Origin of the sequence: Vibrio sp. MMG023 (assembly GCF_021654215.1) — a bacterium.
GTDB lineage: Bacteria > Pseudomonadota > Gammaproteobacteria > Enterobacterales > Vibrionaceae > Vibrio > Vibrio jasicida.
This window is the reverse complement of the sequence record NZ_JAKFZP010000004.1, coordinates 115,710-141,933: the sequence shown is the minus strand read 5'-3', so window position 1 is coordinate 141,933 and position 26,224 is coordinate 115,710. Positions and strand designations below refer to the sequence as shown.

Sequence of the window (26,224 nt, the reverse complement as noted above, 5' to 3'; positions counted from 1 at the left end):
CATTTCCTTTCCTGAAAATATAGAACTCAAAACCAAAGAAATTCTTTCAATTTACTTTCTTTTTTTTGCTTCCCAATGAGTGATGAAAGCAATTGAGCCAACGATAATCGCGGCACCCAACCATAATCGACCTGGTGGAACCCAGCTGAACACTAACCAACCGGCAAAGACATTAAGTGGTAATTTCGCGTGGTCAAAAGGTTGAACGAAAGATGCATCTGCTACGGCATAAGCTTTTACGACCGCCCATTGAGCTAAGGCGGTTAACACGCCAGCCGCAATGAGAATACCCCAAACATCCCACCCTTCTGGCATCACGAATGTTGGCACCGCAAGCATGATATTAAATGGTGTGATCAATAACAGTAGATAAACCACCATTGTTGACGGTGGATCATTGACTGATAATTTTTTCACCATCAGAGAGTAAGAAGCCCAGAAAAAAGCAGCGCCAACTGGCAACAGTGTCGCCCAGGTAAAAGAGTCAGACCAAGGCTCAAGGATGATCATTGCGCCAATAAAGCCAGTTAAGGTAGCGATCCAACGCGCCACCCCAACTTTCTCTTTAAGTATCAGACCTGAGCCTATAGTAGCAAACAAAGGCGAGGTCATTAACAACGCAATACCTTGCCAAATTGGCACTGGATACGCGAGTGCCCACAGCCATAGTTGGATCCCGATAACGGCAAGGAAAATACGTAGAGCGTGCCAACCAAAGTGGTTTGTGCGCAGTGATTGACGAATGCCTAGGGTGCGTAAATAAGGCAAGATCGCAAAAAAGGCGATCGCGTATTGGAATAACGCAAAGGTCGTGGACGACACTCCAAAGTGTATACTCGCAACTTGAGCAAAACTATTAACGACGGCGAATGCTAAACCCGCGGTGAGCATCCAAGATGCACCTTGGACAGGATGATGATTCAATTGGATATTTCCGTTTTTAAAGAATGGCCAGAATCATACGTTCTATTCATAGGGTAGCCAATAAAAAAATGCCTCCCAGAGGGAGGCGACATTACCAATTTAAAGGACGTGCCTACCGAAGTAGGTACAAAGAACGAGAAGCACAAACGCTGCCATGCATTTGCTCGATTTAGTTATTGCAGCTAGTGTGCCAACTTTTAATTGGTTGATTTTAAAGGCCTAGATGAACATAGCTTGAGAAAGCCTAGAGGGAATGCACTAACTTCGGGATTAGGTGCATTAAAAGAGGGCAGGTTAGTGAGTACGATCAAAAAAGCCGACACAAGAGTGCCGGCCAAAAGACTCGCTATTAGAACAAGTTTTTATTAGAAGTCGTAACGTACGCCTAGACGTAGTGTGTCTTCACCTTCAGTAACCTTGCCTTCTCCATTCTTTTCTTCATCCAGCTGGTTCATGTAGTAAGAAAGGTAAGTACGGAAGTTGCTGTTAAGTTTGTAGTAACCAACCAGCTCAAAACCATCAACCGCGTCATATTTTGCTGCGCCATTTGGATCGTTCTCTTGGAAAGTGTATAGGCCAGCAACAGTAAACTTACTTGCTAATTTGTAGCTTGCTACAAGCTCGTAAGCGGTAAAGTCTTCAGAGTCATCAATGGCACCTTGAGAGTAAGTTCCTGCAAGGTATAAGTTTTCAAGAGAGTAGGCGATACCACCAAGAATTTGGTCTTCTGAGTTATCTTTATCTACATCGCCACCAGAGTAAGCAAGACCTAGGTCTAGGCCCACTGGTAGAGAATAAAGGCCAGAGATGCCGTATTTGTCTTGGCTGTCACCAGAGTTGGCTTGGTAAGTTGCTTGAACTTGTAGAGCATCAAATTCGCCACGGTAAGCGAATACGCTGTCTTGCTTATCAGAGGATGAATCAATAACTTGTTGAACACCTGAGAACTCAGTGATATCCGTCATATCAGAGATGATAACAGCAGCCATGTCTTGGCGACCTACCGAAAAATCACCTGCATCAGCACTTACACCAGCGTACATGTAACGGTTTTTAAACTCGCTTTTACCTGTTTTTTGTTCAGCTTCGTAAACACCAAAAGCAGATAGGCCATTACCGATATCTGTTTTACCTTTTAGATTTAGACGCGCACGAGATGCATCTTCCATAGTACCGTCAACTTCTGCACCGTCAGAACCGATGAAGTCGCCACGAAACTCCACGCGACCGCCAACTTTCAATTCAGTCCCGTCGTCTTTATACACGGTTGCTGCAAATGATGGTGCTGATACCAATGCTGTTAGAATCGCGGTAGTTAGTGCTGCCTTTTTCATTTTCTTATTACCCTAGTTGTAATCGATGAGCTTTCTTGCTCGATTTGTGTCGATGACGCTTAAGGTAAACCGCGAAAATGAAAGATAGATTTCTGTTACGTGATGATTCTATTGCATTTTTATTTCAAATGAATGACGGGGGAGATATTGATGAAACCTTATAGAAAACAGGTTTTAGGTTTTTTTATGTTTCTGCTCCTTTAAGTGGACAGCCTAATTTTAAAAAAGTTCCTAATCATAATTTTCTTTTTGAAATGTAACAAAAATCCTCGTTAAACTCTGCGTTAATCACACAATTACAATAGCTTAGATAGTGATTTAGGCTTAAATGTAACAAAGTGCTTCTGTTTTTGGGTGTTGTTTTCTTAAATTGTTGTCTGCTTATGGGTAAACGTTTGCCATTTTTCTTTTTTATTACATCTTTTCACTCTGCTCTTGGGAACTTCTGAAATACAGTGAGCAACAGTTGTTAAGCAAAAGTGACGCGACATTGGTGGAAGAGATGCCCCAATCCACTTTTGTATAAGACTGACTTATAAACTAATGAATAAATACATGGATTTTATAATGAACAAAAAATTCCTAGCAGCAGCGATTGTTGCAGCAACATTCGGTACACAAGCAGTAGCAGTGGAACTTTACAACAACGACGGCACTACTTTCGCTATCGGTGGTCACGTATCTGTTAACCTAAACGGTTCAGAGCAAGGCGACACAGATGTAGGTACTAACTCTCCACGTATCAACTTCACAGCAACTCAAGACCTAGGCAACGGCTTCACAGCTGACGCTCGCGGTGAGTGGGCTCTTAACTACCTAGATGGCGGTGAAGAGTCATTCACTACTCGTCTTGGCTACCTAGGTCTAACTCACGACGTATACGGCCGTGCAGTTGGTGGTACTCAATGGGCACCTTACTACGACGTAGCTGGTGTTGCTGATATGCCAATCGCGTTTGCGAACGACTTTATCTACGATGACCACGGTGCTCTAGGTACTGGTCGTGCGGACAAGATGCTTTCTTACCGCAACGCAATCGAGCTAGGTGAAGCTGGTGCAATCAACTTCGGTCTAGGTTGGCAAGGTGCTAAGACTGACGGTGCAGAATACGATGACCGTATGCAAGTTGCACTTTCTTACGCAATCATGGGCGCGAAAATTGGTTACACTTACAACGGTGGTGATATCCAACAAGCTAACTTTGTAGGCAAGCAATCTGCTGAATCTCACCTAGTATCTGCATCTTACGGTTCATACGGTCAAGGCCTATACGTAGCAGCAGTATACGGTTCAAACGAGAACATGAACTTCGGCACAAACGGCGCTCGCCTTGTAGACAGTGATGCGTACGAAGCGCTACTAGCATACGCTCTACCAAGCAGCCTAAACCTAAGCATCAACTACGAAATGGTTGAAGGTAAAGAGTTTAACCGCAGCAAAACTGAAACTGCACGTGAAGAGATGGCTGTTCAAGCAGAATACAACTTCACTTCTAAGTTTGTTGGTTACGCTGGTTACCAGTTCGACCTAAACGATGCTAACGATCGTAAGACAGACGACAAATGGGCACTTGGTGCTCGTTACTACCTATAATAGTAACCTGTCCTAGTTACTATAAAAGCCAGCCTCGTGCTGGCTTTTTTCATCTCTAATGTTTGATAAATGAGAGAGTTTCGCCTTGAAGGCGAGAGAGAAAAACGGGCTGAATGTCTTGTTTTTAACATTCAAGAGTGGGAACTAGTGTGGGCAACTCAATCAGTTAGATTATCATGTGCGTTTTGTTTTGCAGGGAAGAGCAATGAGCGTCATTCAGGTTGAAGAGAAGAAAGTCAAAGTTGGTAAAGTTCTGTGTGTTGGGCGTAACTACGTTGAGCATATTCAAGAGCTCAATAATGCCATGCCAGAGCAAATGGTGGTGTTTAATAAACCGGCGACTTCCGTTTCAACCAAACTCACCTCATTTCATCAAGAGCCTTTGCATTACGAAGCAGAAATCTGCCTTCTGATCAAAAATGGTCAATACAATGCGGTTGGGCTTGGCTTAGATCTGACCAAACGCGGCTTACAATCTATCCTCAAAGAAAAAGGACTACCGTGGGAGCGTGCCAAAGCGTTCGACGGCTCAGCGGTATTCAGTCGATTCCACTCTCTTCAAGGTGTCGATATTGACGACCTCAACTTAGAGCTTTTGATTAACTGTGTTCATGTTCAAAAAGGGCACGTTAAACAGATGCTTTACCCACCAGTTAATATTCTCGATGAGCTGAAGAGCTATACAACACTAGAAGATGGTGACGTCGTGATGACAGGCACACCAAAGGGCGTTGGAGAAGTGCATCAAGGCGATGTCTTCCTTGGGCGTTTGAAGTGTGGAGACATCACCTTGTTAGAGATTGAGTGGGTAGCTACTTAGTCGTGAGCTTACAACCAAATTCGAAGCAATAAGAACGCGACCATACTTACTATGGTAGTGAGCAAGACATTCTTGGTGAGGTACGCAATCGCAGCGGCTAATAGAGCAGCCAATAGAAATGGATTTTGCCATGTGACGCTCAGTTCACCCTCTGGCATAAACACAATTGGAGCCCAAATTGCGGTGAGTACTGCAGGGCTTGCGTAGCTCAATACTTTCTGAGCTCTTACCCCCAACCTGAGCGGTAATTTCGGTTCTAAGAACAGATAACGGCTGGTGAACACCAAGGCTGTCATGGCTAAGATAGACAAAAAGATCATTGGCGTTCCTCCGGTGTACTCTCAAGGTTTGGTGCTTTCGTCGTAAATTGTTCCACAAAATAGCCCGTTAACATGGCGAGAATGCTCGCGAACATCAAGCTTCCTTCCACTTGGTAGTAGTTCAGCGCTACTGAGCTAACTAATGCCACTAAAACACTGCATAACACGGGAATGCTTTTTATCGTTGGCACCACAATCGCGATAAAGGTGGCAGCAACGGCAAACTCCAATCCGAGCTCATTCAATTCAGGTATCAAACTGCCAGCGACGATGCCAGCAAGCGTTGCGAAGTTCCAGAAGAGATAAAAGCTTAATCCTGCGCCAAGGGCGTACCATCGATTAAATTGTTTATCGGATTGGTGTCCGACGATGGCAAACAACTCATCAGTGAGTAAAAAGCCAAGTGAAAGACGCCACTTTAATGGCAATGGCGAAATTTTACTGCGCATTGAAACGCTATAGAGAAAATGGCGAGAGGTAATGAAAAAAGTAGTCAGCAACATCGTCGTCAAGCCAGCGCCTGCTTTAATCATCCCCATGGCCACGAGTTGTGCGGAGCCTGCAAACAGAATGGCGGAAAGCGCCTGACCTTCCAAAGGGTGTAAGCCAGTATCAATGGCAAATGAGCCGGCTAGTAATCCCCATGGCAATACAGCAATGCTCAATGGCATCATTGCGATGGTGCCTTGTAAAAAGAGCGAGGATTTTGAGTCTTGATGAGTTGGCAAAGTAGTATCCATAACTTCAACTTAAATAGAAAAACATGCTGTTAAGGTAGGCTGACCTCAGCACGCTGCCTTGTACAAAATTGCTAACAATGCTTGATGTACTGCCCAGGCGTTACGCCCATGGCTTTTTTAAAGTGACGATGCAAATGGCTTTGATCGTGAAAGCCACACTCTTGAGCAACATCAGAAATCTTTTGTCCTAACTTGAGCAGTTTTTTCGCCATTCTGAGTCTCTGTTGAATCTGAAATGCGTGCGGTGGGAAACCAAACTGTTTTTGAAACTCACGCAACAAATGAAAAGGACTTAATCCCGCTAATTTCGCCAGTTCTTCTAAAGAGACATCGGCTTGAGGAAAGTCTTCAAGAAACTCTTTTACCAGATGTACTTGCTTTTGCGCTTTGGTTGCATCTTGAAGAGGGGCTCGATGTGTACTGTGCTTACTGGCAAGTTTGACCAACGTACCGTAGACAAGTGTCTCTCTTAATAAGCGGTTATCGGACTTCTCTAGAGTATCGAACACTAATCGCAGTTGATTAGCTAGTTCCGGATCGTAAACGACAGGTTGGGGGAAGTAGGGCTGCGCGACATTGGGTGCGCCAAGTTCTTCCCCAAGCGTTTGAAACTGCTCTGGTACGGGATACATGGCTTTGTATTCCCAACCGCCTTCTGATGCTGAATGACCGTTATGCACCTCGTCGGCGTTGACAAGAATGATGCTGTCTTGCGGTGCAATATGATTTCCGCCAGTACGAAAGAACTGTTGCGCGCCTTTTTCAATCACACCTATGGTGTAGCCTTCATGGCTATGACGAGAGAAATTCTGTTTTTCGTACTTTGCGTCGAGCAGCTCCAAGCCACCGAGCTCTTGAGCAATCTTAAAAGTCGCGATTTCCTTATTCTTTTCTTTCATCTTGTTCCGAACTGCGCAAGCATTAATCGTGGCATCACATCATTTGGAGTCTACCGGATCCATCCTGCTTATTTTTGTACAAAATTGCTATCGGTATTAAAAATAAACACCAAAAAGGTTAATTGTTTTTAAATTGAACATTAAACCTTTTCTATTTTCTGAATTTTACTCCTTGGTTAGATATTTGGTCTGGTTGTTATCTACTCATTGGTATAAGATCCGCCGCCTGTTTTAGAAAGCCAGTTCCACCATGATCGATTTATCTGTACTCCCTGTTTATCTCACTGCTGTTGTTGCACTTCTTTTGTTACCTGGGCCTGACATGTTGCTGATTGCCAGTTCTAGCATGAGCTATGGTAAGAAAGTTGGTCTGTTTGCGAGCTTGGGCAACGCGACATCCGGTGTGATCTTAACCTTATTGGCCGCAATGGGCGTGTCGACCTTGATTGCGATGAGCCCAATCGCGTTAAAAGTACTTCATCTACTGGGGGGCGCGTACTTGCTCAAAATGGGTTGGGACTGTTTGCGAGCGGACGTTTCTGCTGCACCAGAGCTTGACCAAAAGAATAAAATGGCATCGACTTACTATCAGCGTGCCTTAATGAGCAATTTACTGAACCCCAAGGCGTTGGTGTTTTTCGTAATGTTTTTGCCACAGTTTGTATCTAGCAATATCACGGCATCTTCTGGTGAACAGATGTTGGCGCTAGGCTTAGTGCTGAATATATTAGGCCTATTATTCAACATTTTGCTGGTTGCTCTTGCTGGAACATTGGGGAAAGGTTTGGTTGAAAACGCTAAGTTCCGTATGTACCAAGGCAAGCTGATGGGATTAGTGTTTATTATTTTGGCAGTTTGGATGCTTAGTAGCTTCGCGATGTAAGAACAATCAGATTTTTATACAAAAGCCAGCACTCGCTGGCTTTTTGTTTTAGTATCACACTGATTTCCAAGGAGTGGCAGTATGAAACTTGAATTTAAACTCAACCCAGAACAAAACGATCTCGACTTTATCCGTGATGGCATCCGAGCGTATAACCGCATGCATTTACCGGATGGGGATGTAAACGCAGTTGGCTGCTTTGCCCATAATGACGAGGGCAAAGTGATTGGTGGACTTACGGGAGAGATGTTCAATAACACCGTGTTCGTTGAATATCTTTGGGTAGATGCAGAGGCACGTACTTCGGGATTGGGAAGCAAACTGATTTCTCTGCTGGAAGAACAAGTGAAACCGCGTGGAGTAACGCATTTGTACCTCGATACTTATAGCTTTCAAGCACTCGATTTTTACTTGAAATTGGGTTTTGAAAAAGTAGGGCAGTATTCAGGTTACCCAGCAGCAGGCATTGATAAACATTTCCTGCAAAAACAGATTGCTTGATTTGGTTTGAATTGAACAAAAAAAGAGGCGCTCGATGCGCCTCTTTTACTATTTACTATTTGCTGTTGTCACAGAGTCAATGTTTCAAACCTGAATTACAAGCTTTGTTGATGTGCTTCGATCAATGCGTTCATCTTCGCTTCCGCTGCTTGGTTAGCTTGCGCGTAATTCATCTCTGCTGGGAAGTCGCTGATCACTTCGTAGTAACACTTCAACTTCGGTTCAGTACCTGAAGGGCGAACAATCACGCGTGATTTGTCTTCTAGGTGGTAAACCAATACGTCACTTGCAGGCAAGTCAATCGCTTCTGTTGGACCATCGGTCACAAATCGAAGTGATGACTTCAGATCTTCAATGACTTCAATGCGTTTACCTGCGATCTCTTTCGGTGGGTTCGCGCGAAGTTTGTCACCGATTGGTGGTGATTTAGGGTCAAGTGCAATGCTGCGCTGCGCGTTGAAGTAGAAACCGTGTTGGCGGTATAGTTCTTCTAACTTATCCCACAGCGTTTTGCCTTGTGCTTTCAATTTACCTGTCAATTGAGAGAAAGCGACCAGTGCTGACAAACCATCTTTATCCCAAACCTTGTTGCCTACTGTGTAGCCAAGAGCTTCCTCGTAAGCAAACAGGAACGGATTCGCTTCTGTCTCTTGAGTCATTGCTACGTTGGTTAGCCATTTAAAGCCAGTTAACGTTTGGTAGTATTCTGCGCCGTGTGCTTTCGCAATACTGCTCAATAGACGAGAAGACACAATGGTATTCCCAACAAGCGCGTTTGGTTGACCTTGCAGTAAGTAGTCACCAAACAATGAACCCACTTGGTCACCCGTTAGCATTTGGTATTCGCCATCTGGGCGTTTTACTGCCACGGCAAAGCGGTCTGCGTCAGGATCGTTCGCGCAAGCTATGTCGGCATTAACAGATTTACCCAGTGCCATCACCATATCCATTGCGCCCGCTTCTTCCGGGTTCGGGAAGTTTACAGTAGGGAACGTGCCGTCCGGTTCGCGCTGCTCTGGAACACTTGCCACTTTTTCAAAGCCAGCATCTGCGAGCAACGTTTCTGCCATTTCCGCACCGACACCGTGCATCGCGGAGTAAACAATCGAGATGTCTGTGTTGCTGTTTGGTGTAAGCAGCGCGTTGTCGTTCATTGTCTTACGGTACGTTTGGTAGTACTCGTCTTCAAGCCAAACTAATAGACCTTTTTGCCTCGCGTCGTCGAGTGACATTAGAGGAAGCGGTTTTGTTGTCGCATCATCAATCTTGGCTGCAATACCAGAATCGTGTGGTGGAATGATTTGCGCGCCATTTTCCCAGTAGACTTTAAATCCATTGTACTCAGGTGGGTTATGGCTTGCGGTAACGACGACAGCCGCTGCTGCATTCAATTCACGCACACCAAAAGCAACAATTGGTGTTGCCGCTACTTTATAGGTTAGATAAACCTTGATACCTAAAGCAGTAAGAACGGAGGCTGTATCGTGTGCGAACTGCTTGGAATCTGGACGACCATCATAGCCAATCACGACTCCGCGAGAAGCGGCGTCTTTTACTTGTTCAATCAGGTAGTGACCGAGACCAGTTGCCGTTTCTTGAATCACTAAGCGGTTCATGCGGTTTGGACCAGCACCAACTTTACCGCGCAGACCTGCCGTACCAAATGCTAAGCGTGAGCCAAATCGATCTGTCAGTTCTTGTTCATTATTTGTATCGACTAGGTGCTGGAGCTCTTCGCGGGTTTTAGGGTCAGGGTCTCGTGCTAGCCACTGAGTAATTTGTGTTGTCATATTCATCTTTCCTTAGCAGGGGGAGCCTACTTGTTTAGACACTTTAATTCGGAAAGTGTCCCAATGTTTTCTTTTTACTAATGTAAATGGTTCTCAATTACATTTCAAAGAGGGCAATCGATAAACCGAATTTATTTTTCTCTCTACACGAAATTTATTCACGGTTAATTTCTTGAAGAACTATTGAACTATAACTAGCCTTTTAACATAAATATAACAAAGAGTGCTGAAATCGTAGTTTTTATGATTTTTTGTAAATTTGTTCGATATTTGCATCGGGAAGCAAGGAAGCTCGCGCAAGCGCAGCGGCTGAGCAGAGGAGAGATCTTTTGAAAAGATTAGCAACTACTCTAGCCTTATTAGCGAATGTGATTTTTATCACATTTTCTTCGTCCAGTTGGTCAGAGCAAAATGATTACAACATGACACGGGGTGTTACGGGGATCAGTGAGCAAGTGTATGAATTACATATGCTGATCTTCTACATTTGCTGCGCCATCGCCTTCGTTGTGTTTGGCGTAATGTTCTACTCCATCTTCCGGCACCGAAAGTCAAAAGGAGCAGTTGCGGCAAATTTCCATGAAAGCACCAAAGTGGAGATTATCTGGACCATCATCCCCGTCATCATACTCATTGCGATGGCAATTCCGGCGACCAAAACGCTGGTGGCCATGGAAGACACCAGCCAATCTGACCTCACGATTAAGATCACCGGCTCACAATGGAAATGGCACTACAGCTACTTCGGCGAGGACGTCGAATTCTTCAGCCTTCTTGCTACCAGTCAGAAAGAAATTGATGGCATCGAAGCGAAAGGTGCACACTACTTACTCGAAGTGGATAACCCGCTCGTTTTACCAATCAACCGTAAAGTTCGTTTCTTAATGACGTCTGATGACGTAATCCACTCTTGGTGGGTGCCTGATTTCGCAGTTAAGAAAGATACGATTCCAGGCTTTATCAATGAAGCGTGGACCAAGATTGATGAGCCGGGTGTTTATCGTGGTCAGTGCGCAGAACTTTGTGGCCGAGCACATGGGTTTATGCCAGTTGTCGTACACGCGATGGCGGAAGATGATTTCGAACAGTGGATGACAGACAAGAAACAAGAAATTGCTCTGCAGAAAGCTGTTGCACAAGAGGCATTGACGCAAGACCTTTCAATAGAAGATTTGATGGGACAAGGTGAGTCGATTTACACCGCGCGCTGTGCCGTATGTCATCAAGCTAACGGTGAAGGTATTCCGGGGGCGTTCCCTGCGATTAAAGGCAGCGAGATCGCCAAAGGTCCGGTCATTGCTCACATCGACGTACTGGTAAATGGTCGCGCAGGGACAGCGATGCAAGCTTTTGCTAACCAACTTAGCGACCAAGAAATTGCTGCTGTTATTACCTATCAACGAAATGCTTGGGGAAATGATACCGGCGATACCGTTCAAGCATCCGATGTTAACGCCTTTAAGGCACAAGAAAGTGCCAAGGAGGAAATATGAGTAAGCCAATTGAAAAAGCGGTGAAGTCTGCTCCTGCAGAAGCGCAAACTACTGCAAACACCACCATTGCGATTGAAGACGACCACGATCATCATCACGCACCAAAAGGGCTAGCGCGTTGGCTTTATTCCACCAGTCATAAAGACATCGGTACGCTTTATTTATGGTTTAGTTTTGCCATGTTCCTCACTGGCGGTGCGATGGCGATGGTCATTCGCGCTGAGTTGTTCCAACCGGGTTTGCAATTGGTTGACCCTCAGTTCTTTAACCAAATGACGACGGTGCATGGTTTGGTGATGGTATTTGGTGCCGTCATGCCTGCGTTTACCGGCTTAGCTAACTGGATGATCCCAATGATGATTGGCGCTCCAGATATGGCGTTACCGCGAATGAACAACTTGAGTTTTTGGATCTTACCTTTTGCTTTCCTCATTTTGATCGGCTCTTTGTTCTTACCGGGTGGTGGTCCTGATTTCGGGTGGACTTTCTACGCGCCACTTTCTACAACCTACGGCCCTGACAGTACGGCGTTGTTTGTTTTCTCAGTCCATATCATGGGTATCAGTTCCATCATGGGTGCCATCAACGTCATCGTGACTATCGTAAACATGCGTGCACCAGGTATGACATGGTTCAAGTTGCCAATGTTCGTCTGGACTTGGCTAATCACGGCGTTCTTGCTGATAGCTGTGATGCCCGTATTAGCCGGTGCGGTGACCATGGTTTTGACCGACAAATACTTCGGTACCAGCTTCTTTGATGCCGCTGGTGGCGGTGACCCGGTGATGTTCCAACACATCTTTTGGTTCTTCGGTCACCCAGAGGTGTACATCATGATCTTGCCTTCGTTTGGTATTGTTTCGGCAATCATCCCTGCTTTTAGTGGCAAGAAGTTGTTCGGTTACCATTCGATGGTTTACGCAACTTGTAGTATCGCGCTGCTTTCATTCCTAGTGTGGGCGCATCATATGTTTACCACAGGGATGCCAGTATTCGCCGAACTTTTCTTCATGTACTGCACCATGTTAATAGCCGTGCCAACCGGGGTGAAAGTGTTTAACTGGGTAGCGACCATGTGGCGAGGTGCAATGACGTTCGAGACACCGATGTTATTTGCCATCGCCTTTATTGTTCTTTTCACAATAGGTGGTTTCTCAGGCTTGATGCTGGCAATTGTGCCTGCGGACTTCCAATACCACGATACGTACTTTGTCGTAGCACACTTCCACTATGTATTGGTGTCAGGTGCGGTGTTCTCGATTATGGCGGCAGCGTATTACTGGCTACCGAAGTGGACGGGCAATATGTATGACCACAAGCTGAGTCTGTGGCATTTCTGGTGTTCCATCATCTCGGTTAATGTACTGTTCTTCCCAATGCATTTCTTGGGCTTAGCCGGGATGCCACGACGTATTCCCGATTACGCCATCCAGTTTGCTGACATAAACCAAATCGTATCGATAGGTGGCTTCGCCTTTGGTCTTTCCCAACTGATCTTCTTGTGGCTAGTGATTAAATGCATCCGTGGTGGTGAAAAAGTACCAGCTAAGCCATGGGAGAGGGCGGAAGGTCTAGAGTGGACAGTACCAAGTCCAGCACCACACCACACGTTCACAACGCCGCCAAACGTCGATTAAGAAAAGAGTGAGGTGAGCGAGATGCAAGGTAATTCATCTAATAAGAAACTCACTATCAAGTTGCTGTTAGCGACAGCAATGATGTTCGGCTTCGGTTTTGCCCTCGTGCCACTCTACGACATTATGTGCGATGCGTTGGGTATTAACGGTAAAACCAGCGAGGTCGCAGCGATTCAACCAACAGGCATGCAAGCGGATATCAGCAGAACGATTCGTGTGGAATTTATGGCGCACGTCAGCCCAGACATGCCTTGGGAATTCAAACCAAAAGTTGTATCCATGGATGTTCATCCTGGCGAAGTGATTCAAACGGAATACCTTGCTTTTAATCAAAGCGGTGAAGATTTAGTAGGACAAGCTGTGCCCTCCGTATCGCCGGGTACTGGTGCGGCTTACTTCAATAAGATCGAGTGTTTTTGCTTTAATCAACAACCATTGGAAGGTAAGCAACAAGCGAGTATGCCTTTGATTTTCTACATTGAGCCGGACGTGCCGGATTCAATTCATACATTGACCTTGTCTTACACACTCTACAAATTTCCTCCTCAATCGGGCGAGTCTTCGACAGCTAGCCTCTCAGGGAGTGAGAAACAGACCTTAACGCCTCAAACCAAAGCGCGTCTGTAAGGAGAGAACTCATGAGTAACAAGCCTGATACCTATTATGTTCCCGCACAAAGCAGTTGGCCTATTGTAGGTGCATTTGCGTTATTCCTTGTCGCTGTCGGTGCTGGAATGACCGTTCAAGGCACTCAAAGTGACGGTGCGGTTGGGACGCTAGGCGGCATTATTCTTGCGGTTGGTATGCTGTTTTTGCTTTACATGTTGGCCGGGTGGTTCAGTAACGTCATCACCGAATCCCTTACCGGAAAGTACAGCGCGCAAATTACACGTTCATTTCGACAAGGGATGAGCTGGTTCATCTTTTCAGAAATCATGTTCTTTGGTGCGTTCTTTGGTGCTCTGTTCTACGCAAGAATGATTTCCGTGCCTTGGTTAGGTGGCGCAGATAACAATGCCATGACTCATGAAGTGCTGTGGCCAGCTTTCGAGGCGATATGGCCGCTCACTACCACGCCGGGTGGTGATACGACTCAAGCAATGCCGTGGCAAGGCATTCCATTAACCAATACGATTTTGCTGCTATTGTCTTCGATTACGTTACATATGGCACACATCAGCTTAGAACAAGATAAGCGAACGGCGCTCATTGTCTGGTTGGAGATCACCATCGTCTTGGCGGGTTTCTTCCTTTATTACCAAGCGGTTGAGTATGCTCATGCCTATCAAGATATTGGGCTGACACTGCAATCGGGCGTTTATGGTAATACCTTCTTTATGCTCACGGGCTTCCATGGTTTGCACGTGTGCCTCGGTACCATTTTCCTCATCGTATTGCTGTTCCGCATCGCCAAGGACCACTTTTCACCTAAAAACCATTTTGCGTTCCAAGCGGGCAGCTGGTATTGGCACTTTGTAGATGTGGTTTGGCTGTGTTTATTTGTTTTTGTTTATGTCCTGTAAAACTAGTAAGGACGAGGGTTAGGGGCGATCCAGCCTGCCCCTAGAGCAATCAGAAGGAGTATCACGACTAACGCAGAAAACATGACACGACGACCGAGATAATGGCTCATTGGTTTGCCTTTTTTCGATGAATCCTCTGGGTCTTCGCGAACCATTTCGATAAGCGCTTTTGCGAGGTTAAAGATGATGAAAAGCAGCAAAAGGACAAGCGTTAATTTGAACAGAAATACGGTGGACATGGCACCTCCGGTTTCGTTTTTGATGTTATCGAAATGGGTTTGGATTGCTGTTTGTTTAACTGTGGTCGTGTTTTCTCTATTGGTCAAACTGGGCTTCTGGCAGCTCGAACGTGGTAACGAAAAGCAGCTTTTAGAACAAGCTATTTTTGCAAGAGCGAATGCACCTTATCAGGATATACGCACTGTACTGGAGAACAATGATTGGCGTGAGGAGAGTGTGATTGGCATTAAGGTGAAAGCCAATGTGACTCCGGAGGCACTTCCGGTCATCCTTTTAGATAACCAAACGTATGAAGGGGCAGTGGGGTATTTAGCGTTTCAAGTCGTTTCTTTGACCCAAGACCCAACCATATTGATTCTCCTAGAATTAGGGTTTGTTAAAGGGGGCGCGTCACGCTCTGTATTACCTAAAGTAGAAACTTTACAAGCCCCTTACGAGGTTACTGGACGTTTATATCGCAAATCGATGAACCCTTTGAGTTCCGACTTAATGGCAGAAGTTGGCGATACGATACGCGTGCAAAACCTCAACATCAATCAACTGAGCCAGTTACTTAATGTCGAATTAATGCCGACCGTCGTACAGCCAAACAATTTAGTCCGATGGCCGTATTCTTTCCCATGGAATCCTTTGCCATTAACCAGTGCTAAGCATTTTGGTTACTCCTTTCAATGGTTTGCTATGGCGGGTGTATTTCTGCTTATCACTGTAATGATCTTCATTCGATGGTTCAAAAGTTCACGCTCACAAGGAGGTGAGGTATGACATCAGCGGTCACGAGAGGAAGAATTGTACTGTTGTCGCTAATTGTCCTTTTTGCTCTCCCGGCAATTATTGCCAAAGTAGTGCTTAGTCAAGGCTGGTATGAAACGGGTGTGACTAATAGAGGTGAGCTGGTGGAGCCCTATACCACATTTGAACAATTGGGGCAGACATCGCCTCTGAGTGAAAAAGGGTGGCAATTGGCTTATGTGTTGCCTTCTGATTGCCAAGAACAGTGTCAGCAACAACTTCACCTCATGCAGCAGAGTCATATTGCGTTGGGCAAGTACCAAGAGCGAGTCGTCCCAGTTATCTGGACATCAAAGCAGTCAGCAAGTGCGAGCGAAACGATGATAGTGATGCAAATGAATGATTCGTTGTCGGAAAAAGTCCAAGCAGGGCAAATGTTGATCGTTGATCCATTAGGGCAACTTGTGATGGCCTATACACCGGAAGCCAACGAGGATTTGGTTCAGTTAAGTAAAGACGTTTTGGCGGATCTACGAAAACTATTGAAGCTATCACGTGTAGGTTAGGGAGAGAGTGATATGGCGTTAGAACGTTTAGTTAAGTTCAGTCTTTGTCTTACCCTCGTTGTCATTATGCTGGGCGCATACACACGCCTTGCTGATGCAGGTTTAGGGTGCCCAGATTGGCCGGGATGTTACGGTCAACTACTCGTTCCTCAAACCGATGCTGAAGTTTCTCGAGCGAATGCGTTATTTCCAGAACGTGCAGTGGAGCACGGAAAGGCTTGGCTGGAGATGATTCATCGTTATTTTGCGGGCACCTTAGGGCTCGTAATTTTGATGATGGCGATTGTTGCCGTTAGGGCTGAACGTGTTGATGCGACGATTCCGATTCTACTCTGCGTCTTAGTTATTGGTCAGGCAGCATTGGGAATGTGGACCGTAACTTTAAAACTCATGCCAGTGATTGTTATGTTGCACCTACTGGGCGGATTTACATTGCTTGCTCTCCAAGCGGTGTTCTATTGTCAGATTAGATCTCAGAACAGCCTCTACTTTTCGCCATCTTCAAAAAACGTGAGAACCTTTTCCTTGATCGCTTTTGGCGTAGTGTTAACACAGGTCCTGCTTGGTGGTTGGACATCATCCAACTACGCTGCTCTTATGTGCACCGCTTTACCGATTTGTGAGGGGAACTGGACCAGTTACTTATCTTGGAAAGAGGCGTTTTCTTTCTGGCAAACAGGGTTTGATAACTATGAGTTTGGTGTTCTAGATTACCCAGCTCGAATGACAATTCATGTCAGCCATCGTATTGGTGCCATCATTACTGCATGTGTTGTGCTGATTTACTGCGTATTACTATTAAAACAAGACTCACACCATTCTCAGCGCTTGGGTGTATGGATTGGCTTAGCTTTGGTTTGCCAAATCCTATTGGGCGTAAGCAATGTTGTGTTCCAACTTCCTATCTATGTGGCAGTTGCGCACAATTTAGGCGCAGCGGTCATGCTTTCACTTATCTGTGTTAGTCAGTTCTACCTATGGCAGGGTAAAGCTCGTTGGAGTCATCAAGCGAAAGGAGTTCGCTATGAGTAAAGAAATCGCGTTACCGCTAGAAAGTGGTAAGAAGAAGCTCGGTTCAACTTATTTAAAACTAACAAAGCCCAAAGTCGTTGCGCTTATGTTGATTACCGCCATTGTCGGAATGAGTTTAGCGCCGGTGGCCAGTTTTCCTTGGCTACAAGCGGCGATTGGCCTTATCGGAATTGGCTTAATGGCTGGCTCCGCGGCAGCGTTTAATCACCTCATCGATCGCCGAATTGATGCGCGAATGGCCAGAACTCACAAGCGTCCTCTGCCTTCTGGTGACACGAATCCGTTATCAGTCGCGTTGTTTGCTGTTACGTTAGGTGTTGTTGGTTTTGTACTTCTGTATGCACTGGTTAATCCGTTAACAGCTTGGATGACGTTCTTAAGCTTGCTCGGTTACGCGGTGGTTTACACCATGTATCTTAAACGAGCTACTCCACAAAACATTGTAATTGCTGGAATTGCAGGTGCTATGCCGCCGCTTTTAGGATGGACTGCAGTCACAGGAGAGTTACACGCCCATGCTTGGCTTTTGGTGATGATTATCTTTATATGGACGCCACCTCATTTCTGGGCATTGGCGATTCATCGGGTCGAAGATTATCGAAAAGTGGATATTCCAATGCTCCCGGTCACACATGGTATTGAGTACACCAAAACTTCGATTCTTCTGTACACAGTTTTACTCACGCTCGTTTGTATTCTGCCTGTGCTGGTGGGGATGGTCGGTTCGGTTTATCTTTTCTCTTCTTTGCTTCTTAACATTGGCTTTATGTATCATGCGTGGAAATTGAAGTTCTCACCTGAACAAAACAGCGCTATGGAAACTTTCAAATTCTCTATCTACCATTTGCTTGCTCTGTTCGTTGCACTATTAGCTGACCATTACTTAGGCTCATTGTTCTCTGTGTAAAACTCTTCTTCTAACGACTGACTGACCGCACCAATCTTCGGTGCGGTGGTACTTCTACTACGTTGTCGACTTCTTATGTAGGCCAGCTACATAAGAAGTCTTTGTCTTGTATAAACAGCAAACCATTCTTTGCAAAAAGTTAGCCCGAAAGGTCAATAGAACCTAAAAAAAGAATATCGAAAAGAAAGCTCTAGGCCGTCTTGACAGTATAAGTTCGTTTGGAATCGAGGTGAGAGATAAAGAGTGTTTAGGGTTGTTTAAGTCTTGAGTTGTTCAGGCGGCAAAGCTGTTCAAGAAGAAGGTTTTAAAATGGTTTGAGTGTGTCGCTTGGATAAGATCTAAGCGTTAAGTTGTGGAAATGGTTAAGGCTAGAGAGCTATGTGGTGCCTGATTAATGTCGTTAACATGAGACGCATAAAGCGAGGAATTGAAGCAAGTAAAAAGGGATGCCGAAGCATCCCTTAGACTAAATCAGAGTAGGAACTCTTATTCAGGTTGAGACAGTTCTTCGTATTGGAACTCAGGTACATGTACCACAACACGACGGTTCTGTTCGCGACCTTCATGAGTACTGTTGTCAGCTACTGGATCTTCTTCACCCATACCAGTTACTGTGAAGCGATCTGCATCGATACCTGCTGCGATTAGGTAATCAGCAACCGCTTGAGCACGACGCTCAGACAGTTTTTGGTTGTAAGCTGCTGGACCAGAGCTATCTGTGTAACCAGTAATTTCAACTTGAGCTTGTGGGTATTCGTTCAAGAAATTAACGAAGTTATCTAGACGCTCAGACACTGAATCAGTCAGTGTTGCACTGTCGAATTCAAACGTACCTGTACCGTACTCTTCTTGGTGCGTCTTCGTCATCATTACTGGTTCTTCTTCCATCACCTCTTCTGTTACTACTGCCGCTACAACTGGTGCTGCTGCGAATTTGTAGTTAACACCGATGCCGAAGAAGTTAGCATCCATATCATCTAGAACGTCGTCTGAGATGTCTTGGTAGCGTTGGTATTCCGCACGAACGCTCCAGTTACGGTCAATGGTGTATTCAGCACCAAGTGAACCTGTAGGCACGATGTCTTTTTCGTCACCAGAAATCATGTAAGCACCACCAACTTTCGCGAATAGGTTCCACGTGTCGTTTAGATGCCAGTTGAATTTAGGTGCAAGTGTTAGTGCCCATAGATCGCCGTCGATAGTATCTACAGCATTAGCCCCTGACTTGAAGTTAGCTTTGTAGTCACCCAAGTAATCAACGCCATACTCAAGTGCAATGATATCGGTGAAATCGTAACCGATGTGCATTCCGGCACCGAAAGCATCATCATCACAAGGGCTGTTTAGATAACAAGCATCATCTAAAGTAGTCATGCCTACTTTGCCCCCGATATACATCTCAGCATGAGCAGAGCTCATTAAACCACCAGCTACCACTGCTGCTACTGCAATTGCTACTTTGTTCATAATGTTTCCTTGTATTGATTGCATATTAACTTCTACTTTGTTTTAACAATTTGAGTAAAACTAGGTAGTTATAAGAAATTAGTTTAATAGTCATTTAATTTAACATCAAGCAACAATATCTTAGATCTTGCTACACTTTTAGTCGCGAACTCCCTCACAAACTTCTGATATTTCTTACATTGTAGACAAGATTTTTATATTTTTAAGAAAATAACTAATTTTATTGAACTTTTTTCGTAAACTTAAATGTACGCTGTGTTTTGAAATGAACGTTAGGTGTTAATTTGCATTTTTTTAGAAAAAGTGATTGCAAGTCTACTGTGAAGTCGATAAGTTACTTCCATCGACACAATTAAATGAGCCTACAGCCCTTGTTATTGCTTGCTTTGTGAACAATGTTGCACTGAGTAAAGTTGGGTCAAAATAGTGGGTCAGGGATAGTAACTAGGAAGTAGAAGTAATGTTTCAAACTGATGATGTAAGAATTAATAAAGTAAAAGAGCTATTGCCACCCGTTGCAGTATTAGAAAAATTTCCGGCAACTGAAACTGCTTCTTCGACTACTTTTGAATGCCGAAATGCCATTCACAACATTCTGGAAGGCAAAGACGACCGTTTACTTGTCATTGTTGGCCCTTGTTCAATTCATGACCCAGAAGCGGCGGTAGAGTACGGTAAAAAGTTAAAAGTGTTGCGTGATGAACTCGGCGACCAACTAGAAATCGTGATGCGTGTTTACTTTGAGAAACCACGTACAACGGTAGGTTGGAAAGGACTTATTAACGACCCGTACTTAGACGACACATTTAAGTTAAATGACGGGTTACGCATTGGCCGTAAGCTTCTTCTTGATCTGACCGATATGGGCTTACCGACCGCGAGCGAATTCCTTGATATGATCACGCCACAATACGTTGCGGATCTTATCAGCTGGGGTGCGATTGGTGCGCGAACGACAGAGTCTCAGGTTCACCGCGAACTTGCTTCTGGCCTGTCTTGCCCTGTTGGCTTTAAGAATGGTACAGATGGCAACATTAAGATCGCGAGCGATGCGATTCGCTCAGCAAGCGCTTCTCACCACTTCTTATCTGTTACTAAATACGGCCATTCTGCAATCGTAGAAACAGCAGGTAACCCGGACTGTCATATCATCCTCCGTGGTGGTAAAGAGCCGAATTATAGCGCTGCGCACGTTGCTCAAATTAAGGATGAACTGGATGCTGCGGGTCTACCTAAGAAAGTGATGATTGATTTTAGCCACGCCAACAGTTCTAAGCAGTTCAAACGTCAGATGTTGGTTTCTGATGATGTGTCAGAACAGATCGCTGGTGGTGAAGACGCGATCTTCGGTGTGATGATTGAATCGCATCTTGTTGAAGGTCGTCAGGATCTTGTGGATGGTAAGGTCGCAAATTATGGCCAATCGATTACCGATGCTTGTATTGGTTGGGAAGATACTGAGACGGTTCTACGCCAGCTATCAGACTCTATTAAAGCTCGTCGAGCAAAATAAGCCAATAAGCTTGAAATGAATGAAAGCCAGCACAGCGCTGGCTTTTTTCATTTCTGAGCGCTTTGGAGTTATTGGTTGTCATAATTGCGCGTTCATTGTACTTAACCGTATGCAACTATCTCATGTATTTATGGACCAAATCCGCTAATGTAATTGCATAGATTAGAAATACTCAAGGAATGAGATGAACAGAAACGTCTGGTTACTGTCACTTTGCCAAGCTTTGCTCATGACAGGAAACATCTTACTGATTTCAGTTATTGCCCTGATCGGTAAACAAATTGCCCCGTCATCAAGCATGATTACTCTACCTGTCGCGTTGCAATTTTTAGGGTTAATGTCAGCAACGATTCCCGCTTCTTTAATTATGGGGAAACTGGGACGACGACTGGGCTTTAGCCTCGGTAACGTCATTGGTATTCTTGGTGCTTCGTTGGCGACTTACGCATTGTCACAACAAAACTTCACTCTTTTTTGTACTGCTACCTTTTTGTTGGGTATTGGCATCGGTTTTGGCACTTTATATCGGTTCGCTGCCATTGAAGTATGTGATGAATCTGCAAGGCATAGAGCAATTTCTATATCGATGGCTGGTGGCGTATTGGCGGCTGTATTAGGACCAAACTTAGCGGTTTATTCACAACAATGGTCGGATGGCGGGCTCTATATCAGTGCTTTTGCTGTTTTGATTGTGCTCTATGTTACGGCCTTAATATTGCTACAAACTATTCAGTTCCCTCCGGCTCACGCACAGTCAATTGATACTAAGCCAGATTCGATTACTGCGATCATTAGAAAGCCAAACTTCATGATTGCCGTGATGGCAGCCATGGTGGCTTATGCAGTAATGAACATTCTTATGACTGCGACACCACTTGCGATGATTGGTTGTGGTTTCGATTTCACGAGAGCGGCAGGTGTTATTGAATGGCACGTATTAGGCATGTTTGTGCCGGCTTTCTTCACCGGAAGTTTGATTGAGAAGTTTGGGGCTAAGAAGTTGATATTAGCTGGTGGCGTTTTGTTTATTGCGTGTATTGCGATCAACATGCATGGCCTTTCAATCTGGCACTTCAGCACGGCGTTGATTTTACTTGGGGTTGGCTGGAATTTTATGTTTATCGCCGCAACAAGCTTATTTAGCCAAAGTTATGAGGCTAAGAACAAAAGCAAAGCTCAGGCATTCAATGAGTTCTTTGTATTCAGTTGCGTGACGATTACTGCATTGCTCTCTGGTTGGTTGGAGTCGACGGTGGGATGGCAAAATCTAAACCTATATGTACTTCCGTTCGTTATTTTCGTGATGGTAGTGTTCGTGCTTAAAGCGAATAACGATACTCAGTCTCAAGCTGCGTAACCGTTAATAGAAATTTATAAGACCCGGTCATTATAACCGGGTCTTTTTTGTCTAGAAGTTCACATTGTTTAGATTTGCTGGTTAATTATTGTTATCTAAGTAAGTTTTTTAGGCTTGAAATGTCGCATCGGTAAGATTTTTTCTCTAGCATTTTGTAATAAAAACAACATTCGTGTATACAACCTGTCGCAATTAATAATAATTATAGAAGTCTATCTATGTCAGCCCAATCTTCTCTCAAAGCTCAAGAAACGCTCTTCTCAGAAACCGATGAATTGGTTTCTACCACAAACTTAAAAGGTGTGATCACTTATTGCAACGATGCGTTTTGCCGAATTGCTGAATACACCTCTGAAGAATTACTTGGTCAAAACCATAACATTGTACGCCATAGTGATATGCCTAAAGCGGCATTCGGCGATATGTGGACACGTTTGAAACAAGGAAAAGCTTGGCGAGGTATTGTGAAAAACAAAACTAAGTCAGGCGGTTATTATTGGGTGGATGCTTATGTAACGCCAATCTATGAAGGACACGAAGTTGTAGGTTACCAATCGGTTCGAGTGAAACCTAAGCGAGAATGGGTAGATATTGCGGCTAAAGCGTATCAGGGGCTGTTGAAAGCAGAGAAGTCTGGTAGAACTTGGTCGTTAAAGCTCAATGAAACACTGCGTTATGGCATTCTTTTAGGTGCACTTGTTGCGCCAATGACGAGCTTCGCTTTAGCTCTAGATGGCCCTCTAGCTTGGCTGGCGTCATTACTGCCTGCAGGGGTTCTGGCATTGCTTTTCCGTCAAGAACTCATTGATACGCCACAACAGTTTAAGAAACTTCAGTTGCAATACGACAGTGTAAGTCGTTTGGTGTATTCAGGTAATAAGCCGTTTTCTATCGCTGATTTTCATATCAAAATGCTGTCGGCTCGTATTCGTACGGTACTTGGTCGAATGACCGATTCAGCAATGCCATTACAAAATTGCGCAGAAGAGCAGAGTCATACTACGGCAGAAGTACTCACAGCATTGACACAGCAAAATAAAGACATTCATGAAGTTCGCGATGCGGCGGATTCGATGGAAGCGTCTGCCAATTCAGTGTCATCGAGCACCCATGACGCGCATCTATTGATCGATGACACACTGAAGTCTTGTCTAATGGCGAAAGAAACCATCGATCAAACTCATATCAATTTGTCACAGTTGAGCTTACAAGCAGAAAAAGCCACGGAGACCACTTATCAGTTGAGTGACCAAGCTCAGAAGGTAAGCCAATTGATGGAAGAGATAGGCGGGATTGCTGACCAAACTAACTTACTTGCGTTGAATGCGGCCATTGAAGCTGCAAGAGCGGGTGAGCAAGGACGTGGATTTGCCGTCGTTGCTGACGAGGTGAGAGCCCTTTCCGGACGGACTTCCAATGCGACGGATCAAATTCAAGCTTCCATTGAAGCGATGCTGGCAACGATTCAAAGCTGGCAAAAAGACATTATCGCCAATAAAGATCAAACGGACACGTGCTCACAGGTCGCTGAACAGAGCGCATTACGCCTGTCTGAAGTTGAGCAAATGATGCAGAGCATGAGCGGATTAATGGTCAACGTTGCTGATTCCGCGAATAAGCAGCTCCAGTTATCTAGCGATGTGAATCAACACATTCATTCGATTGCTTCTACCGCAGAGCAGAACTTAGCAGCGACGCACTCCGTTGAGCAAAACAGCCAACAATTGAAAGAGCAAGTACAAGACTTCTATCGAATTGCGATTCAGTTTGAAGAGAAGTAACTTGGATTAGATGCTTTAGGATTCGTCATCGATAATCGATAGATAAAATAAAGCCCCGCTGCAGAGAGCGGGGCTTTTCAGTTTTCACATTCGCAATAGAGAAAACTGATAATACTAAGCGATTAAGCTAGCAGTTCTTTTGCTGTGTTTACTGCGTTTTCTACAGTAAAGCCAAACATTTCGAACAGTTGGTCAGCTGGTGCAGATTCACCGAAGCTTGTCATACCGATGATACGACCATCGAAGCCAACGTACTTGTACCAGAAGTCAGCAATGCCCGCTTCGATAGCGATACGTGCTGTTACGTCTGATGGCAGTACTGATTCACGGTAAGCCGCGTCTTGCTTGTCGAAGGTGTCTGTCGCAGGCATTGATACAACACGTACTTTCTTACCTTCAGCCGTTAGTTGCTCAGCTGCTTTCACTGCTAGTTCAACTTCAGAACCTGTCGCAATAAGGATCAGCTCAGGTTTGCCATCGCTGTCTTTCAGGATGTAACCACCTTTCGCGATATCTGCAACTTGCTCAGCTGTACGTTCTTGTTGCGCTAGGTTTTGACGAGAGAAAATAAGAGCCGACGGACCATCTTTACGTTCAATCGCAAGTTTCCAAGCTACCGCAGACTCAACTTGGTCACATGGACGCCATGTGCTCATGTTTGGCGTTAGGCGTAGAGATGCAATTTGCTCAACTGGTTGGTGAGTTGGACCATCTTCGCCAAGACCGATAGAGTCGTGCGTGTAAACTTGGATGTTCTGAATTTTCATCAGAGCAGCCATACGCATTGCGTTACGAGCGTATTCCATAAACATTAGGAACGTTGCGCCGTAAGGAACAAAACCGCCGTGTAGTGCGATACCGTTCATGATCGCTGTCATACCGAATTCACGTACACCGTAGTGAATGTAGTTACCAGAGAAGTCGCTTGCTTCTAGAGATTTAGAACCTGACCACATGGTTAGGTTAGAAGGCGCTAGGTCAGCTGAGCCACCCATGAATTCTGGAAGCATTTGACCAAACGCTTCTAGTGCGTTTTGAGATGCTTTACGTGATGCGATGTTCGCTGGGTTAGCTTGAAGATCAGCAATGATTGCGTTTGCTTTCTCTTCCCATTCCGCTGGTAGGTCGCCGTTTACTCGTCTCTTAAACTCAGCCGCCAACTCGGGGTATGCTGCTTCATAAGCAGAAAGTTTCTCGTTCCACGCTGCTTCCTTAGCTGCGCCTGCTTCTTTCGCATCCCACTCTGCGTAGACTTCCGACGGAATTTCAAAAGGACCGTGCTCCCAACCAAGTTGTTTACGTGTCGCTGCAATTTCTTCAGCGCCTAGTGGTGCACCATGACAGTCGTGCGAACCAGATTTGTTTGGTGAACCAAAACCGATGATGGTTTTAGTACAGATCAGCGTAGGGCGAGGATCTGCTTTTGCCGCTTCAATAGCAGCATTGATTGCTTCAGCATCGTGACCATCTACTGCTGGGATAACGTGCCAGCCGTAAGATTCAAAACGCTTAGGCGTGTCGTCAGAGAACCAACCTTCAACGTGACCGTCGATAGAGATGCCGTTGTCATCCCAGAATGCGATCAGTTTACCTAGGCCTAGCGTACCAGCAAGAGAACATGCCTCATGCGAGATACCTTCCATTAGACAGCCGTCGCCCATGAACACGTAAGTGAAGTGATCAACGATGTCGTGGCCTTCTTTATTAAACTGTGCCGCTAGCGCTTTCTCAGCCATCGCCATACCAACTGCGTTAGTGATGCCTTGACCTAGAGGACCAGTTGTTGTCTCGATACCTGGTGCGTAGCCGTACTCTGGGTGACCAGGAGTTTTAGAGTGAAGCTGACGGAAGTTCTTAAGATCATCGATAGACAACTCGTAGCCTGCTAAGTGCAGTAGAGAGTAGATCAGCATAGAGCCGTGACCGTTAGATAGCACGAAACGGTCACGATCAGCCCACTCTGGGTTCGATGGGTTGTGGTTCAGGTGAGAGCGCCAAAGTACTTCAGCGATGTCAGCCATACCCATAGGTGCGCCTGGGTGGCCAGAGTTTGCTTGTTGTACACCATCCATGCTTAGTGCACGAATAGCATTAGCTAGATTTTTACGGTCCATAATAACTACCAGTCTTTCAATATTGGAATTGGAAATTGAAAGGGGAACGCAAACGTTC

General features: G+C 45.1%; 24 protein-coding genes. 15 read left to right on the top strand and 9 right to left on the bottom strand.

All coding sequences use genetic code 11. The annotated features are described in order from the left end of the window. Nucleotides 1–51: 51 nt before the first annotated feature. Both L1076_RS14120 and L1076_RS14115 read right to left on the bottom strand, forming a co-directional pair. Nucleotides 52–891: a DMT family transporter gene (locus L1076_RS14120; protein ID WP_061035525.1), complete on the bottom strand. Its 840-nt coding sequence runs from the start codon at nt 889–891 to the stop codon at nt 52–54. 398 nt (nt 892–1,289) lie between these two features. After that, nucleotides 1,290–2,258 (bottom strand): porin, encoded by a 969-nt coding sequence (locus L1076_RS14115; protein WP_061035524.1) that lies wholly within the window; start codon nt 2,256–2,258, stop codon nt 1,290–1,292. A gap of 567 nt (nt 2,259–2,825) precedes the next feature. On the opposite strand from L1076_RS14115, the gene L1076_RS14110 reads away from it, so the two are divergent. After that, nucleotides 2,826–3,851: a porin gene (locus tag L1076_RS14110; protein WP_038865316.1), complete on the top strand. Its 1,026-nt coding sequence runs from the start codon at nt 2,826–2,828 to the stop codon at nt 3,849–3,851. Between the two features lie 205 nt (nt 3,852–4,056). After that, the gene (locus tag L1076_RS14105) at nt 4,057–4,671 is read left to right on the top strand and encodes a fumarylacetoacetate hydrolase family protein (protein WP_102389023.1); all 615 of its coding nucleotides are present in this window, start codon (nt 4,057–4,059) and stop codon (nt 4,669–4,671) included. Nucleotides 4,672–4,679: 8 nt separating this feature from the next. Here L1076_RS14105 and L1076_RS14100 read toward each other — a convergent pair whose 3' ends face one another. From L1076_RS14100 to L1076_RS14090, 3 genes are all read right to left on the bottom strand, one after another. Next, entirely contained in the window at nt 4,680–4,991 is a 312-nt protein-coding gene (locus tag L1076_RS14100) for an AzlD domain-containing protein (RefSeq protein ID WP_102389022.1), read from the bottom strand. After that, the gene (locus L1076_RS14095; protein ID WP_102389021.1) at nt 4,988–5,731 is read right to left on the bottom strand and encodes an AzlC family ABC transporter permease; all 744 of its coding nucleotides are present in this window, start codon (nt 5,729–5,731) and stop codon (nt 4,988–4,990) included. Before L1076_RS14095 ends, L1076_RS14100 begins: the two co-directional genes overlap by 4 nt. 71 nt (nt 5,732–5,802) lie before the next feature. Next, on the bottom strand, nt 5,803–6,630 hold the full coding sequence (locus L1076_RS14090; RefSeq protein WP_009706163.1) for an AraC family transcriptional regulator: 828 nt from the start codon (nt 6,628–6,630) through the stop codon (nt 5,803–5,805). Nucleotides 6,631–6,880: 250 nt separating this feature from the next. Between L1076_RS14090 and L1076_RS14085 the strand changes: the two genes are divergently transcribed. Both L1076_RS14085 and L1076_RS14080 read left to right on the top strand, forming a co-directional pair. Then, nucleotides 6,881–7,513: a LysE family translocator gene (locus L1076_RS14085; RefSeq protein ID WP_042600004.1), complete on the top strand. Its 633-nt coding sequence runs from the start codon at nt 6,881–6,883 to the stop codon at nt 7,511–7,513. 81 nt (nt 7,514–7,594) lie between these two features. Next, a complete protein-coding gene (locus L1076_RS14080) occupies nt 7,595–8,014 on the top strand; it encodes a GNAT family N-acetyltransferase (protein WP_054755611.1) in 420 nt (139 codons plus the stop codon). A gap of 95 nt (nt 8,015–8,109) precedes the next feature. On the opposite strand, the gene L1076_RS14075 is transcribed toward L1076_RS14080, so the two are convergent. Beyond that, the gene (locus L1076_RS14075) at nt 8,110–9,804 is read right to left on the bottom strand and encodes a phospho-sugar mutase (RefSeq protein ID WP_237303820.1); all 1,695 of its coding nucleotides are present in this window, start codon (nt 9,802–9,804) and stop codon (nt 8,110–8,112) included. Nucleotides 9,805–10,133: 329 nt separating this feature from the next. Here L1076_RS14075 and coxB point away from each other — a divergent pair, with 329 nt between their 5' ends. Genes coxB through L1076_RS14055 form a run of 4 tightly spaced genes read left to right on the top strand, consistent with a single transcriptional unit; the run spans nt 10,134 to nt 14,457 of the window. Continuing rightward, nucleotides 10,134–11,297 carry a cytochrome c oxidase subunit II gene (coxB, locus tag L1076_RS14070; RefSeq protein ID WP_080869674.1) on the top strand — a complete coding sequence of 388 codons (1,164 nt, stop codon included), beginning with the start codon at nt 10,134–10,136 and terminating at the stop codon, nt 11,295–11,297. Then, nucleotides 11,294–12,934, top strand: coding sequence for a cytochrome c oxidase subunit I (gene ctaD, locus L1076_RS14065; protein WP_237303819.1), 1,641 nt, complete (start codon nt 11,294–11,296; stop codon nt 12,932–12,934). Before coxB ends, ctaD begins: the two co-directional genes overlap by 4 nt. A 21-nt stretch (nt 12,935–12,955) precedes the next feature. Beyond that, nucleotides 12,956–13,561 carry a cytochrome c oxidase assembly protein gene (locus L1076_RS14060; RefSeq protein ID WP_039988422.1) on the top strand — a complete coding sequence of 202 codons (606 nt, stop codon included), beginning with the start codon at nt 12,956–12,958 and terminating at the stop codon, nt 13,559–13,561. Between the two features lie 11 nt (nt 13,562–13,572). Continuing rightward, nucleotides 13,573–14,457, top strand: a complete 885-nt coding sequence (locus L1076_RS14055; protein ID WP_009706156.1) for a cytochrome c oxidase subunit 3 — start codon at nt 13,573–13,575, stop codon at nt 14,455–14,457. A gap of 2 nt (nt 14,458–14,459) precedes the next feature. Here L1076_RS14055 and L1076_RS14050 read toward each other — a convergent pair whose 3' ends face one another. Then, nucleotides 14,460–14,696, bottom strand: a complete 237-nt coding sequence (locus L1076_RS14050) for a DUF2909 family protein (protein ID WP_005425979.1) — start codon at nt 14,694–14,696, stop codon at nt 14,460–14,462. On the opposite strand from L1076_RS14050, the gene L1076_RS14045 reads away from it, so the two are divergent. From L1076_RS14045 to cyoE, 4 genes are read left to right on the top strand one after another with little or no spacing between them, the layout of a single operon-like run. Then, nucleotides 14,695–15,462 carry an SURF1 family protein gene (locus tag L1076_RS14045; protein WP_237303818.1) on the top strand — a complete coding sequence of 256 codons (768 nt, stop codon included), beginning with the start codon at nt 14,695–14,697 and terminating at the stop codon, nt 15,460–15,462. The genes L1076_RS14050 and L1076_RS14045 overlap by 2 nt on opposite strands. Then, the gene (locus L1076_RS14040) at nt 15,459–15,995 is read left to right on the top strand and encodes a hypothetical protein (protein WP_038865337.1); all 537 of its coding nucleotides are present in this window, start codon (nt 15,459–15,461) and stop codon (nt 15,993–15,995) included. Before L1076_RS14045 ends, L1076_RS14040 begins: the two co-directional genes overlap by 4 nt. A gap of 12 nt (nt 15,996–16,007) precedes the next feature. Further along, nucleotides 16,008–17,027: a COX15/CtaA family protein gene (locus L1076_RS14035; protein ID WP_237303817.1), complete on the top strand. Its 1,020-nt coding sequence runs from the start codon at nt 16,008–16,010 to the stop codon at nt 17,025–17,027. Next, nucleotides 17,020–17,934 (top strand): heme o synthase, encoded by a 915-nt coding sequence (gene cyoE, locus L1076_RS14030; protein ID WP_237303816.1) that lies wholly within the window; start codon nt 17,020–17,022, stop codon nt 17,932–17,934. Before L1076_RS14035 ends, cyoE begins: the two co-directional genes overlap by 8 nt. 486 nt (nt 17,935–18,420) lie before the next feature. On the opposite strand, the gene L1076_RS14025 is transcribed toward cyoE, so the two are convergent. After that, nucleotides 18,421–19,401: an OmpA family protein gene (locus L1076_RS14025; RefSeq protein ID WP_038865343.1), complete on the bottom strand. Its 981-nt coding sequence runs from the start codon at nt 19,399–19,401 to the stop codon at nt 18,421–18,423. Between the two features lie 460 nt (nt 19,402–19,861). Here L1076_RS14025 and aroG point away from each other — a divergent pair, with 460 nt between their 5' ends. The 3 genes from aroG (at nt 19,862) to L1076_RS14010 (ending at nt 24,052) form a co-directional block, all read left to right on the top strand. Further along, entirely contained in the window at nt 19,862–20,914 is a 1,053-nt protein-coding gene (gene aroG, locus L1076_RS14020; RefSeq protein ID WP_038865345.1) for a 3-deoxy-7-phosphoheptulonate synthase AroG, read from the top strand. A 184-nt stretch (nt 20,915–21,098) separates the two neighbouring features. Beyond that, complete coding sequence (locus tag L1076_RS14015; protein ID WP_038875390.1) at nt 21,099–22,271, top strand: MFS transporter; 1,173 nt, start codon at nt 21,099–21,101, stop codon at nt 22,269–22,271. 218 nt (nt 22,272–22,489) lie between these two features. Next, a complete protein-coding gene (locus L1076_RS14010; RefSeq protein WP_237303815.1) occupies nt 22,490–24,052 on the top strand; it encodes a methyl-accepting chemotaxis protein in 1,563 nt (520 codons plus the stop codon). Between the two features lie 122 nt (nt 24,053–24,174). Here L1076_RS14010 and tkt read toward each other — a convergent pair whose 3' ends face one another. Then, nucleotides 24,175–26,166 (bottom strand): transketolase, encoded by a 1,992-nt coding sequence (tkt, locus tag L1076_RS14005; RefSeq protein WP_039977721.1) that lies wholly within the window; start codon nt 26,164–26,166, stop codon nt 24,175–24,177. Nucleotides 26,167–26,224: the final 58 nt, after the last annotated feature.

Coding starts and splice junctions, on each gene's coding strand:
- L1076_RS14120 (WP_061035525.1), bottom strand. CDS start 891: ATGCTCACCGCGGGTTTAGCATTCGCCGTCGTTAATAGTTTTGCTCAA.
- L1076_RS14115 (WP_061035524.1), bottom strand. CDS start 2,258: ATGAAAAAGGCAGCACTAACTACCGCGATTCTAACAGCATTGGTATCA.
- L1076_RS14110 (WP_038865316.1), top strand. CDS start 2,826: ATGAACAAAAAATTCCTAGCAGCAGCGATTGTTGCAGCAACATTCGGT.
- L1076_RS14105 (WP_102389023.1), top strand. CDS start 4,057: ATGAGCGTCATTCAGGTTGAAGAGAAGAAAGTCAAAGTTGGTAAAGTT.
- L1076_RS14100 (WP_102389022.1), bottom strand. CDS start 4,991: ATGATCTTTTTGTCTATCTTAGCCATGACAGCCTTGGTGTTCACCAGC.
- L1076_RS14095 (WP_102389021.1), bottom strand. CDS start 5,731: ATGGATACTACTTTGCCAACTCATCAAGACTCAAAATCCTCGCTCTTT.
- L1076_RS14090 (WP_009706163.1), bottom strand. CDS start 6,630: ATGAAAGAAAAGAATAAGGAAATCGCGACTTTTAAGATTGCTCAAGAG.
- L1076_RS14085 (WP_042600004.1), top strand. CDS start 6,881: ATGATCGATTTATCTGTACTCCCTGTTTATCTCACTGCTGTTGTTGCA.
- L1076_RS14080 (WP_054755611.1), top strand. CDS start 7,595: ATGAAACTTGAATTTAAACTCAACCCAGAACAAAACGATCTCGACTTT.
- L1076_RS14075 (WP_237303820.1), bottom strand. CDS start 9,804: ATGACAACACAAATTACTCAGTGGCTAGCACGAGACCCTGACCCTAAA.
- ctaD (WP_237303819.1), top strand. CDS start 11,294: ATGAGTAAGCCAATTGAAAAAGCGGTGAAGTCTGCTCCTGCAGAAGCG.
- L1076_RS14060 (WP_039988422.1), top strand. CDS start 12,956: ATGCAAGGTAATTCATCTAATAAGAAACTCACTATCAAGTTGCTGTTA.
- L1076_RS14055 (WP_009706156.1), top strand. CDS start 13,573: ATGAGTAACAAGCCTGATACCTATTATGTTCCCGCACAAAGCAGTTGG.
- L1076_RS14045 (WP_237303818.1), top strand. CDS start 14,695: ATGGCACCTCCGGTTTCGTTTTTGATGTTATCGAAATGGGTTTGGATT.
- L1076_RS14050 (WP_005425979.1), bottom strand. CDS start 14,696: ATGTCCACCGTATTTCTGTTCAAATTAACGCTTGTCCTTTTGCTGCTT.
- L1076_RS14040 (WP_038865337.1), top strand. CDS start 15,459: ATGACATCAGCGGTCACGAGAGGAAGAATTGTACTGTTGTCGCTAATT.
- L1076_RS14035 (WP_237303817.1), top strand. CDS start 16,008: ATGGCGTTAGAACGTTTAGTTAAGTTCAGTCTTTGTCTTACCCTCGTT.
- cyoE (WP_237303816.1), top strand. CDS start 17,020: ATGAGTAAAGAAATCGCGTTACCGCTAGAAAGTGGTAAGAAGAAGCTC.
- L1076_RS14025 (WP_038865343.1), bottom strand. CDS start 19,401: ATGAACAAAGTAGCAATTGCAGTAGCAGCAGTGGTAGCTGGTGGTTTA.
- aroG (WP_038865345.1), top strand. CDS start 19,862: ATGTTTCAAACTGATGATGTAAGAATTAATAAAGTAAAAGAGCTATTG.
- L1076_RS14015 (WP_038875390.1), top strand. CDS start 21,099: ATGAACAGAAACGTCTGGTTACTGTCACTTTGCCAAGCTTTGCTCATG.
- L1076_RS14010 (WP_237303815.1), top strand. CDS start 22,490: ATGTCAGCCCAATCTTCTCTCAAAGCTCAAGAAACGCTCTTCTCAGAA.
- tkt (WP_039977721.1), bottom strand. CDS start 26,166: ATGGACCGTAAAAATCTAGCTAATGCTATTCGTGCACTAAGCATGGAT.